The organism is Ottowia caeni, from assembly GCF_050821495.1.
In the GTDB taxonomy this organism is placed as follows: Bacteria; Pseudomonadota; Gammaproteobacteria; order Burkholderiales; family Burkholderiaceae_C; genus Ottowia; species Ottowia caeni.
This window is the reverse complement of record NZ_CP151080.1, coordinates 2,717,566-2,730,870: the sequence shown is the minus strand read 5'-3', so window position 1 is coordinate 2,730,870 and position 13,305 is coordinate 2,717,566. Positions and strand designations below refer to the sequence as shown.

1 protein-coding gene is annotated in these 13,305 nt (G+C 62.8%); it reads right to left on the bottom strand.

The window, feature by feature from the left end; translation table 11 throughout:
* Positions 1 to 17 precede the first annotated feature (17 nt).
* On the bottom strand, positions 18 to 13,139 hold the full coding sequence (locus tag AAAK34_RS13035; protein ID WP_431777353.1) for a VCBS domain-containing protein: 13,122 nt from the start codon (positions 13,137 to 13,139) through the stop codon (positions 18 to 20).
* Positions 13,140 to 13,305 lie beyond the last annotated feature (166 nt).

Genomic DNA, 13,305 nt, shown 5'->3' with positions numbered 1-13,305 from the left:
AAAAGGGCGCTCACCAGTCAGGTGGGCGCCCTTTGCATGACATCCTCAGTTTGCCCTCCGTAACGAGAGGGCTCCTGGTCAAAGATGCGAAGGATTGTTGTGCTGACCCTGCTCGAGCATGGCCCTTGCCAGCTCTTCGGCTTCGGGGGTACAGGAGCGTGGTCAGGCATCATGGGCGGCACGTTGCCAGGCTCGCCGTTCTGCGGAGTCGGTGGGCCTGGTGGCGTCGCAGGTGCAGCTGGCGGTAGCAGCCCCTCAATACTGTCGCCGTGGTTGCTTACGAGGATATGCTCGGGCAACGGCGGAGAGGCGGGGGTGTTGCCTGCACCAGCGTTCGAGTGGGTATCGCCTCCACTTCCGGGCTCATCCGCTGGTGCGGTGGGTACAGGAACGGGCACCGTGCCGTCATCCAGCAGTGAAACATGTTCGGTTTCCCTCGACTCTGGCTGAGAGCTGCTCGTCGTGTTTTCTTCAGGTTTCGCTTCTGTCAGCGGATCGGTAGGAGAGCTTGCTCCGGAGGTGTCGGGCGTTGGTCCGTCCGTTGTGGGTGGCTCCTTGCTTCCCTGATCCGCAAACGACACTGATTCAGGGGTGAAACCGGAGTGGTCTGTCGACACGGGCATTGCGAAGGCAGCCATGGTCGTGGCCGCACTAGAAGTCACCTGTGTCGTGACGCTGATATCCAGCGTTTGCGCACTCGTGATGTCTCCGTCTTGGTCCTGCGCCGTGATCGAGAACTCGAAGCCGTAATCAGGCGGAAGGATGATCTTACCGACCGAGACCGCTTGTAAGCGCATGCTACCCGACGTACCTGTGATCGACGCGATGTTGAAGTCGATCGTTGGGTCAATCAGTAGCTGTCCGTTGATAACCGTTGCCGTACCTGATTCGGTCTGTCCGGTTGCTGAATTGGTCACAGTCCAACTCACCGTCCCAGAACCATTGTTTACCGTGAAATCAAGTTTCCCCACATACTGCGCGTTGGACGCTGCCGGAGTGTCCCCTGGCGACCCAACGGTATGAAACTCCATCGTGAAGTTCTCACCAGGATTGACGAACTGGTTATCAATCCCGAAACCTTGCGTTGACGCGTTGACCCCTGAGCTATTCCCCGTGAACTCGATCAAACCATCGGGGGTTTCGAGCCAAGGTTCCGGTCCCCCAGAAGTCAGGCCTGTCAACGGTTGCGTTACCGCTTGCTCGGGCTTTGGATCCAGCAAGTTAAATTCATAAGTTCCATCAGGTTTCACCACCAGCGTGAAGACTGGGGTGCCGGCCGTCGTTTGCGCAAGCAACGTCGTCGTTCCATCTGGGGCAACAGACTGGGAGTATGAAATCCCCGTGAGGGTAGGCCCGTTAATGAAGAAACGTTCAATGCCGTCTGCTCCCGGAGTCAGGCCGAAGGTGCCGCTGACTGATCCGACCGCATTCGGGAGTGTTCCCGGGTTGAATGCACCCAGTGTCGGAATGTCGTCAACAATCTTCACTGCCAGCGTGCCACTGGCGGCGTCCCCGTCAACGTCCGTGACAGATACACCCAAGTTTTCGAACAGGTTATTGATGCCTGCGCCGTTCGGGTGGGCCTCGTTGTCGTTAAGTGTGTAGGTGTAGCTGACGACTCCAGTGGCCGAGTTATATCCGGTCACGGTGAAGGTGTTGCCCAGGGCTGTGGTGAAGCTCGGGACGGCCACCAGAGAGCCATTGGAGATCACCAGCGTGCCGCCGATGGTCACGTTGTTGACGCCATCCGGCGCGGCGATGGTAAACGTGCCGGATCCGGTTTCTGCGGTGCTTGACGGGTTCGATCCGCCAATGTCCAGCGCGGATTCGTAGACCGTGACATCGCCGCCACCACCCTCGGGCGTGAGGTTGTCGATCGTGACGCCGTTGTCGCCGATGGTGAGCGTAAGGGTGGCGGTCGATGTGTCCTGGTCTCCGTCCCGGAGTGTGTAGGTGAACGTCTCAGTGGCCTGCAACGTTCCGTTGCTGGCGCGCGTGTAGACATAGCTGCCATTGGGCTGCATGACCAAGGTGCCATATTGGCCCACTATCGTGATAACGCCAGCGTTCACGCTCGGCGTGTTGCCTGGGACGTTTGTGCTGGTGACGGTGGACACCGTTGCGCCATCAGCGCCTTGCACGTCAGCGCCTGCCGCACCACTGGTGGTGTTGGCGCCGGTGATCACATTGCCCGTGGCAGTGGCGGTTGCGTTGTCGATCTTGTCGGTGTCGTTGGACGCGGTGGGCACATCGTCGACGATCCTGACAGATAGCGTGGCATTGGCCGGATCGCCGTCCGTGTCCGTCACGGTGACAGCCAAGTTCTCGAACAGATCATTCGAACCAGCACCCGCTGCATGAGCTTCGTTGTCCAACAACGTATAGCTATAGCTGATTTCTCCGGTGGCCGCGTTGTAGCCCGTCACGGTGAAGGTGTTGCCCAGGGCGGTGGTGAAGCTCGGGACGGCCACCAGAGAGCCATTGGAGATCACCAGCGTGCCACCGATGGTCACGTTGTTGACGCCATCGGGCGCGGCGATCGTGAATGAACCGGTGCCCGTCTCGCCCAGGCTCGGCGGATTGGATCCGTCGTTCAACGCCGACTCGTAGACCGTGACATCACCGCCACCACCCTCGGGCGTGAGGTTGTCGATTGTGACGCCGTTGTCGCCGATGGTCAGCGTCAGGTTAGCGGTGGAGGTGTCCTGATCACCATCGGTGAGCGTGTAGGTGAAGGTTTCTGTCGCCTGCAGCGGGCCGGTCGTGGCGCGCGTATAGACGTAGCTGCCATCGGGCTGCATGACCAGGGTGCCGTACTGGCCCACGATGGTGATGACACCAGCGTTGACGCTCGGAGTATTGCCGGGCACGTTGCTGCTGAACACTGTGGTCACGGTGGCGCCATCAGCGCCTTGCACATCCGCACCGGCTGCGCCGCTGCTGGTGTCGGTGCCGGTCATGACATTGCCGGTGGCTGTCGCCGTGGCATTGGCGACGGTGTCGGTGTCGTTCGCAGCAGTAGGCACATCGTCCACGATCTTCACGGATAGCGTGGCGTTGGCGGAGTCGCCATCGATGTCGGTGACGACGACCGCGAGATCCTCGAACAGGTCGTTGTTGCCTGCTGCGGCTGCGTGGGCTTCGTTGTCACCCAAGGTGTAGCTGTAGCTGATTTCTCCGGTGGCCGCGTTATAACCGGTCACGGTGAAGGTGTTGCCCAGGGCGGTGGTGAAGCTCGGGACGGCCACCAAAATCCCATTGGAGATCACCAGCGTGCCGCCGATGGTGACGTTGTTGACGCCATCTGGCGCTGCAATGGTGAACGAACCGGTACCGGTCTCGTTTGTGCTGGCGGGGTTGGAGCCATCGCTGAGGGCGGCTTCTTCAACCGTGACATCGCCGCCACCAGCTTGAGGCGTGAGATTGTCGATCGTGACGCCGTTGTCGCCGATGGTCAGCGTCAGGGTGGCGGTGGACGTGTCCTGATCACCATCGGTGAGCGTGTAGGTGAAGGTTTCTGTCGCCTGCAGCGGGCCGGTCGTGGCGCGCGTATAGACGTAGCTGCCATCGGGTTGCATGACCAGGGTGCCGTACTGGCCCACTATCGTGATAACGCCAGCGTTCACGCTCGGCGTGTTGCCTGGGACGTTGGCACTCGTGACCGTGGTCACGGTGGCGCCATCAGCGCCTTGCACATCGGCACCGGCTGCGCCGCTGCTGGTGTCGGTACCGGTCATGACATTACCGGTGGCTGTCGCCGTGGCGTTGGATATGGTGTCGGTGTCGTTGGCGGCCGTCGGCACATCGTCCACGATCTTCACGGACAGTGTGGCGTTGGCCGAGTCGTTGTCCACGTCGGTGACGACGACCGCGAGATCCTCGAACAGGTTGTTGTTGCCTGCTGCGGCTGCATGGGCTTCGTTGTCGCCCAGGGTGTAGCTGTAGCTGATTTCTCCGGTGGCCGCGTTGTAGCCAGTCACGGTGAAGGTGTTACCGAGGGCCGTCGTGAAGGTCGGGCTGACCACCAGAGAGCCATTGGAGATCACCAGCGTGCCACCGATGGTCACGTTGTTGACGCCATCGGGGGCGGCAATCGTGAAGCTGCCGGTGCCCGTCTCGGCGGTGCTCGAAGGGTTGGAGCCATCGCTCAGGGCTGCTTCTTCAACCGTGACATCACCGCCACCAGCCTCGGGCGTCAGATTGTCGATTGTGACCCCGTTGTCGCCGATGGTCAGCGTCAGGGTGGCTGTCGAGGTGTCCTGATCACCATCGGTGAGCGTGTAGGTGAAGGTTTCTGTCGCCTGCAGCGGGCCGGTCGTGGTCCGGGTGTAGACATAGCTGCCGTCCGGTTGCATGACCAGCGTTCCATGTTCACCGGCGATGGTGATGACGCCAGCGTTCACGCTCGGCGTGTTGCCTGGGACGTTAGCACTCGTGACCGTGGTCACCGTGGCGCCATCGGCGCCTTGCACATCCGCACCGGCTACGCCGCTGCTGGTGTCGGTACCGGTCATGACATTGCCGGTGGCTGTCGCCGTGGCGTTGGATATGGTGTCGGTGTCGTTCCCTGCGGTGGGCACGTCGTCGACGATTCTCACAGCCAGTGTGGCGTTTGCCGAGTCGCCATCGATGTCGGTGACGACGACCGCGAGATCCTCAAACAGGTCGTTGTTGCCTGCTGCGGCTGCGTGGGCTTCGTTGTCACCCAGGGTGTAGCTGTAGCTGATTTCTCCGGTGGCGGCGTTGTAGCCCGTCACGGTGAAGGTGTTGCCCAGGGCGGTGGTGAAGCTCGGGACGGCCACCAAAATCCCATTGGAGATCACCAGCGTGCCACCGATGGTGACGTTGTTGACGCCATCGGGGGCGGCAATCGTGAACGAACCGGTACCGGTCTCGTTCGCGCTCGATGGGTTGGAGCCATCGCTGAGGGCTGCTTCTTCAACCGTGACATCGCCGCCACCAGCCTCGGGCGTCAGATTGTCGATTGTGACCCCGTTGTCGCCGATGGTCAGCGTCAGGGTGGCTGTCGAGGTGTCCTGATCCCCATCGGTGAGGGTGTAGGTGAAGGTTTCTGTCGCCTGCAGCGGGCCGGTCGTGGCGCGCGTATAGACGTAGCTGCCATCGGGTTGCATGACCAGGGTGCCGTACTGGCCCACGATGGTGATGACACCAGCGTTGACGCTCGGAGTATTGCCGGGCACGTTGCTGCTGAACACTGTGGTCACGGTGGCGCCATCAGCGCCTTGCACATCCGCACCGGCTGCGCCGCTGCTGGTGTCGGTGCCGGTCATGACATTGCCGGTGGCTGTCGCCGTAGCGTTGGCGACGGTGTCGGTGTCGTTCGCAGCAGTAGGCACATCGTCCACGATCTTCACGGACAGTGTGGCGTTGGCCGAGTCGTTGTCCACGTCGGTGACGACGACCGCGAGATCCTCGAACAGGTTGTTGTTGCCTGCTGCGGCTGCGTGGGCTTCGTTGTCGCCCAGGGTGTAGCTGTAGCTGATTTCTCCGGTGGCCGCGTTGTAGCCCGTCACGGTGAAGGTGTTACCGAGGGCCGTGGTGAAGGTTGGGTTGACCACCAGAGAGCCACTGGAGATCACCAGCGTGCCGCCGATGGTCACGTTGTTCACGCCATCCGGCGCGGCGATGGTAAACGTGCCGGATCCGGTTTCTGCGGTGCTTGACGGGTTCGATCCGCCAATGTCCAGCGCGGATTCGTAGACCGTGACATCGCCGCCACCAGCCTCGGGCGTGAGGTTGTCGATTGTGACGCCGTTGTCGCCAATGGTCAGCGTCAGGGTGGCTGTCGAGGTGTCCTGATCACCATCGGTGAGCGTGTAGGTGAAGGTTTCTGTCGCCTGCAGCGGGCCGGTCGTGGTCCGGGTGTAGACATAGCTGCCGTCCGGTTGCATGACCAGCGTTCCATGTTCACCGGCGATGGTGATGACGCCAGCGTTCACGCTCGGCGTGTTGCCTGGGACGTTGCTGCTGATGACCGTGGTCACGGTGGCCCCATCGGCTCCCTTGACGTCCGCGCCTGCGACACCGCTGGTGGTGTCGGTGCCGGTCATGACATTGCCGGTGGCTGTCGCCGTGGCATTGGCGACGGTGTCGGTGTCGTTGGCGGCAGTAGGCACATCGTCCACGATCTTCACGGATAGCGTGGCGTTAGCGGAGTCGCCATCGATGTCGGTGACGACGACCGCGAGATCCTCGAACAGGTTGTTGTTGCCTGCTGCGGCTGCGTGGGCTTCGTTGTCGCCCAGGGTGTAGCTGTAGCTGATTTCTCCGGTGGCCGCGTTGTAGCCGGTCACGGTGAAGGTGTTGCCCAGAGCCGTCGTGAAGGTTGGGCTGACCACCAGAGAGCCATTGGAGATCACCAGCGTGCCGCCGATGGTGACGTTGTTGACGCCATCGGGGGCGGCAATCGTGAAGCTGCCGGTGCCCGTCTCGGCGGTGCTCGAAGGGTTGGACCCATCGCTGAGGGCGGCTTCTTCAACCGTGACATCGCCGCCACCAGCCTCGGGCGTGAGGTTGTCGATCGTGACGCCGTTGTCGCCGATGGTCAGCGTCAGGGTCGCGGTGGAGGTGTCCTGATCGCCGTCGGTGAGCGTGTAGGTGAAGGTTTCTGTCGCCTGCAGCGGCCCGGCAGTGGCGCGCGTGTAAACGTAGCTGCCGTCGGGCTGCATGACCAGGGTGCCATGCTCACCGACGATGGTGATGACACCGCCCACCACGGAAGGGGTGTTGCCCGGCACGTTGCTGCTGGTGACCGTGGTCACGGTGGCGCCGTCGGCGCCTTGCACGTCGACACCGGCTGCACCGCTGCTGGTGTTGGCTCCGGTCATGACATTGCCCGCAGCGGTAGCTGTGGCGTTGTCAATCGTGTCGGTGTCGTTGGCGGCCGTGGGGACATCGTCGACGATCTTCACGGCCAGCGTGGCGTTGGCGGAGTCGCCATCGATGTCGGTGACGACGACCGCGAGATCCTCGAACAGGTCGTTGTTGCCTGCTGCCGCTGCGTGGGCTTCGTTATCGCCCAGGGTGTAGCTGTAGCTGATCTCGCCCGTGGCTGCGTTGTAGCCCGTCACGGTGAAGGTGTTGCCCAGGGCGGTGGTGAAGGTCGGGCTGACCACCAGAGCGCCATTGGAGATCACCAGCGTGCCACCGATGGTGACGTTGTTGACGCCATCCGGGGCGGCAATCGTGAAGCTGCCGGTGCCCGTCTCGCCCAGGCTCGGCGGATTGGATCCGTCGTTCAACGCCGACTCGTAGACCGTGACATCACCGCCACCTGCTTGAGGCGTGAGGTTGTCGATCGTGACGCCGTTGTCGCCGATGGTCAGCGTCAGGGTCGCGGTGGAGGTGTCCTGATCGCCATCCGTGAGCGTGTAGGTGAAGGTTTCTGTCGCCTGCAGCGGGCCGGTCGTGGCGCGCGTGTAAACGTAGCTGCCGTCGGGCTGCATGACCAGGGTGCCGTACTGGCCGACGATGGTGATGACACCCGCGTTGACGCTCGGAGTATTCCCCGGCACGTTGCTGCTGGTGACCGTGGTCACGGTGGCGCCGTCGGCGCCTTGCACGTCGACACCGGCTGCACCGCTGCTGGTGTTGGCTCCGGTCATGACATTGCCCGCAGCGGTAGCTGTGGCGTTGTCAATCGTGTCGGTGTCGTTGGCGGCCGTGGGGACATCGTCGACGATCTTCACGGCCAGCGTGGCGTTGGCGGAGTCGCCATCGATGTCGGTGACGACGACCGCGAGATCCTCGAACAGGTCGTTGTTGCCTGCTGCCGCTGCGTGGGCTTCGTTATCGCCCAGGGTGTAGCTGTAGCTGATCTCGCCCGTGGCTGCGTTGTAGCCCGTCACGGTGAAGGTGTTGCCCAGGGCGGTGGTGAAGGTCGGGCTGACCACCAGAGCGCCATTGGAGATCACCAGCGTGCCACCGATGGTGACGTTGTTGACGCCATCCGGGGCGGCAATCGTGAAGCTGCCGGTGCCGGTCTCGTTCGTGCTGGAGGGGTTGGAGCCGTCGCTGAGGGCGGCTTCTTCAACCGTGACATCGCCGCCACCAGCCTCGGGCGTCAGGTTGTCGATCGTGACGCCGTTGTCGCCGATGGTCAGCGTCAGGGTCGCGGTGGAGGTGTCCTGATCGCCGTCGGTGAGCGTGTAGGTGAAGGTTTCTGTCGCCTGCAGCGGCCCGGCAGTGGCGCGCGTGTAAACGTAGCTGCCGTCGGGCTGCATGACCAGGGTGCCATGCTCACCGACGATGGTGATGACACCGCCCACCACGGAAGGGGTGTTGCCCGGCACGTTGCTGCTGGTGACCGTGGTCACGGTGGCGCCGTCGGCGCCTTGCACGTCGACACCGGCTGCACCGCTGCTGGTGTTGGCTCCGGTCATGACATTGCCCGCAGCGGTAGCTGTGGCGTTGTCAATCGTGTCGGTGTCGTTGGCGGCCGTGGGGACATCGTCGACGATCTTCACGGCCAGCGTGGCGTTGGCGGAGTCGCCATCGATGTCGGTGACGACGACCGCGAGATCCTCGAACAGGTTGTTGTTGCCTGCTGCGGCTGCGTGGGCTTCGTTGTCGCCCAGGGTGTAGCTGTAGCTGATTTCTCCGGTGGCCGCGTTGTAGCCGGTCACGGTGAAGGTGTTGCCCAGAGCCGTCGTGAAGGTTGGGCTGACCACCAGAGAGCCATTGGAGATCACCAGCGTGCCGCCGATGGTGACGTTGTTGACGCCATCGGGGGCGGCAATCGTGAAGCTGCCGGTGCCCGTCTCGGCGGTGCTCGAAGGGTTGGACCCATCGCTGAGGGCGGCTTCTTCAACCGTGACATCGCCGCCACCAGCCTCGGGCGTGAGGTTGTCGATCGTGACGCCGTTGTCGCCGATGGTCAGCGTCAGGGTCGCGGTGGACGTGTCCTGATCGCCGTCGGTGAGCGTGTAGGTGAAGGTTTCTGTCGCCTGCAGCGGCCCGGCAGTGGCGCGCGTGTAAACGTAGCTGCCGTCGGGCTGCATGACCAGGGTGCCGTACTGGCCGACGATGGTGATGACACCGCCCACCACGGAAGGGGTGTTGCCCGGCACGTTGCTGCTGAACACCGTAGTCACGGTGGCGCCATCGGCGCCTTGAACGTCCGCACCGGCTGCGCCGCTGCTGGTGTTGGCTCCGGTCATGACATTGCCCGCAGCGGTAGCTGTGGCGTTGTCGATCGTGTCGGTGTCGTTCGCTGCGGTGGGCACGTCGTCGACGATTCTCACCGCCAGCGTGGCGTTAGCGGAGTCGCCATCGATGTCGGTGACGACGACCGCGAGGTCTTCGAACAGGTCGTTGTTGCCTGCTGCGGCTGCGTGGGCTTCGTTGTCGCCCAGGGTGTAGCTGTAGCTGATCTCGCCCGTGGCTGCGTTGTAGCCCGTCACGGTGAAGGTGTTGCCCAGGGCGGTGGTGAAGGTCGGGCTGACCACCAGAGCGCCATTGGAGATCACCAGCGTGCCGCCGATGGTCACGTTGTTGACGCCATCGGGCGCGGCGATCGTGAAGCTGCCGGTGCCGGTCTCGTTCGTGCTGGAGGGGTTGGAGCCGTCGCTGAGGGCGGCTTCTTCAACCGTGACATCGCCGCCACCAGCCTCGGGCGTCAGGTTGTCGATCGTGACGCCGTTGTCGCCGATGGTCAGCGTCAGGGTCGCGGTGGACGTGTCCTGATCGCCGTCGGTGAGCGTGTAGGTGAAGGTTTCTGTCGCCTGCAGCGGCCCGGCAGTGGCGCGCGTGTAAACGTAGCTGCCGTCGGGCTGCATGACCAGGGTGCCGTACTGGCCGACGATGGTGATGACACCGCCCACCACGGAAGGGGTGTTGCCCGGCACGTTGCTGCTGAACACCGTAGTCACGGTGGCGCCATCGGCGCCTTGAACGTCCGCACCGGCTGCGCCGCTGCTGGTGTTGGCTCCGGTCATGACATTGCCCGCAGCGGTAGCTGTGGCGTTGTCGATCGTGTCGGTGTCGTTCGCTGCGGTGGGCACGTCGTCGACGATTCTCACCGCCAGCGTGGCGTTAGCGGAGTCGCCATCGATGTCGGTGACGACGACCGCGAGGTCTTCGAACAGGTCGTTGTTGCCTGCTGCGGCTGCGTGGGCTTCGTTGTCGCCCAGGGTGTAGCTGTAGCTGATCTCGCCCGTGGCTGCGTTGTAGCCCGTCACGGTGAAGGTGTTGCCCAGGGCGGTGGTGAAGGTCGGGCTGACCACCAGAGCGCCATTGGAGATCACCAGCGTGCCACCGATGGTGACGTTGTTGACGCCATCCGGGGCGGCAATCGTGAAGCTGCCGGTGCCGGTCTCGTTCGTGCTGGAGGGGTTGGAGCCGTCGCTGAGGGCGGCTTCTTCAACCGTGACATCGCCGCCACCAGCCTCGGGCGTCAGGTTGTCGATCGTGACGCCGTTGTCGCCGATGGTCAGCGTCAGGGTCGCGGTGGAGGTGTCCTGATCGCCGTCGGTGAGCGTGTAGGTGAAGGTTTCTGTCGCCTGCAGCGGCCCGGCAGTGGCGCGCGTGTAAACGTAGCTGCCGTCGGGCTGCATGACCAGGGTGCCGTACTGGCCGACGATGGTGATGACACCGCCCACCACGGAAGGGGTGTTGCCCGGCACGTTGCTGCTGAACACCGTAGTCACGGTGGCGCCATCGGCGCCTTGAACGTCCGCACCGGCTGCGCCGCTGCTGGTGTTGGCTCCGGTCATGACATTGCCCGCAGCGGTAGCTGTGGCGTTGTCGATCGTGTCGGTGTCGTTCGCTGCGGTGGGCACGTCGTCGACGATTCTCACCGCCAGCGTGGCGTTAGCGGAGTCGCCATCGATGTCGGTGACGACGACCGCGAGGTCTTCGAACAGGTCGTTGTTGCCTGCTGCGGCTGCGTGGGCTTCGTTGTCGCCCAGGGTGTAGCTGTAGCTGATCTCGCCCGTGGCTGCGTTGTAGCCCGTCACGGTGAAGGTGTTGCCCAGGGCGGTGGTGAAGGTCGGGCTGACCACCAGAGCGCCATTGGAGATCACCAGCGTGCCGCCGATGGTCACGTTGTTGACGCCATCGGGCGCGGCGATCGTGAAGCTGCCGGTGCCGGTCTCGTTCGTGCTGGAGGGGTTGGAGCCGTCGCTGAGGGCGGCTTCTTCAACCGTGACATCGCCGCCACCAGCCTCGGGCGTCAGGTTGTCGATCGTGACGCCGTTGTCGCCGATGGTCAGCGTCAGGGTGGCGGTGGACGTGTCCTGATCGCCGTCGGTGAGCGTGTAGGTGAAGGTTTCGGTGGCCTGCAGCGGGCCGGTGGTGGCTTGCGTGTATATGTAGCTGCCGTTGGGTTGCATGACCAGCGTGCCGTACTGGCCCACAATGGTGATGACACCCCCGACCACGGTCGGAATGTTGCCTGGCACATTGCTGCTGGTCACTGTAGACACAGTGGCGCCATCGGCGCCTTGAACGTCCGCACCGGCTACGCCGCTGCTGGTGCCGGCACCTGTAATCACGTTTCCTGTTGCCGTGGAGTTGTCGACGGTGTCGGTGTCCGCATTGGCGGTAGGCACGTCGTCGATGATCCTGACGACCAACGAGCCATTGACAGAGTCGCCATCCACATCCGTGACGACGACCGCAAGACCTTCGAACAGGTTGTTATTGCCAGCGCCTGCTGGGTGCGCCTCGTTATCGCCCAGCGTGTAGCTATAGGTGATGACTCCGGTGGCTGCGTCGTAGCCGGTCACGGTAAAGGTGTTGCCCAGGGCCGTGGTGAAGGTCGGGCTGATCACAAGGGCGCCGTTCTGGATCACCACAGTGCCACCGATACTCACGGTGTTCACGCCATCGGGTGCGGCAATCGTGAAGCTGCCGGTGCCAGTTTCGTTCGTGCTCGATGGGTTGGACCCATCGTTGAGGGCGGCCTCTTCAACCGTGACATCACCGCCGCCTGCTTGAGGCGTGAGGTTGTCAATCGTGACGCCGTTGTCGCCGATGGTCAATATGAGGGTGGCGATGGAAGTGTCCTGATCGCCATCGGTGAGCGTGTAGGTGAAGGTTTCTGTCGCTTGCAGCGGGCCGGCGGAGGTCCGCGTGTAGACATAGCTTCCATCGGGCTGCATGACCAGGGTGCCATGCTCACCGACGATGGTGATGACGCCGCCCACCACGCTGGGGGAGTTGCCGGGAACGTTGTTGCTGGAGACCGTGGTCACGGTGGCGCCATCGGCGCCCTTGACGTCGGACCCAGCCGCACCGCTGGTGGTGTCGGCGCCAGTGATCACATTGCCGGTGGCCGTGGCGTTGGGGACTGTATCGGTGTCATTGCGAGCAGTCGGCACGTCGTCATTGATCGCGATGTCCACTCGGTTGCCGGTTACTATGGTTGTGCCATCAGTGATGCTGTATACAAAGCTATCGATTTCAATAACGCCATTGACGTCAGCAGTCGGGCCGGTCAGCGTGTATGTAAAGTTACCTTGCGCATCTATGGTGTAGGTGCCGTAGGGTGTGGTGCCAGAGCTGGGCACAGGAGTCCAGCCAGGAGGAAGGGTCACCTGACCATTGACAATGTTGCTCTGATTGCCTTCGCTCGATCCACCTGGCAGACCGGCTTCGCTTACGTCACGCTCGCTCGTGAGAGGATCCGGCGCCGACTCCGGTAGGACCATAGCCGTTCCCAGTATGGCGGAATCAATCCCCGGCCTCCCAATGCCTCCATAGGCCAAATCCAGCGGTGCTGTAGTTTCCAAAATGCTGCTCAGCCGCACAAATGTGCCGCCTCCACCACCGCCACCGGTAAGCACCGCAGCGGTGGGATCGAGTTGATCCAGGGGGTCTTGGCCAGCGATGATGGCGTTGATCAGTGCATCAGCTGTACCAGGAAGGGGTGGGGTAATGGCCGCTTCATTGGGTGCTGCCGGACGGAATACTTCTTCCGTCAACGCCACATTCTGACCTTCTCCGATCGTCAGCGGAGGCTGCCCGTCGGCCTGAAGTTGCAAGGAACTACCCGAGGCGGTGACCACGTTCGCATCTGCCGCAATGCGCATGCCCTCGCGCAGTTCGGTAAGCGACCCGTCGGCATTGCGGACCCATGCCTGGCCAGTGAGCTTAGTGATGAGTACGGTGGTTGCCATGATCGAAGGACTCCGGTTAACCTGCACAACAGGTGTAAAAGTATGTTTCGAATCATGTTAGGCCTGCACTCGTTGGCACGATATTGGCGGCGACGACAATATGGAGAAATTTTTTGTGCAGGATCTGACAAAAGGTGATCCCGAGCGGGCAAAAAAAGCCCGCTAC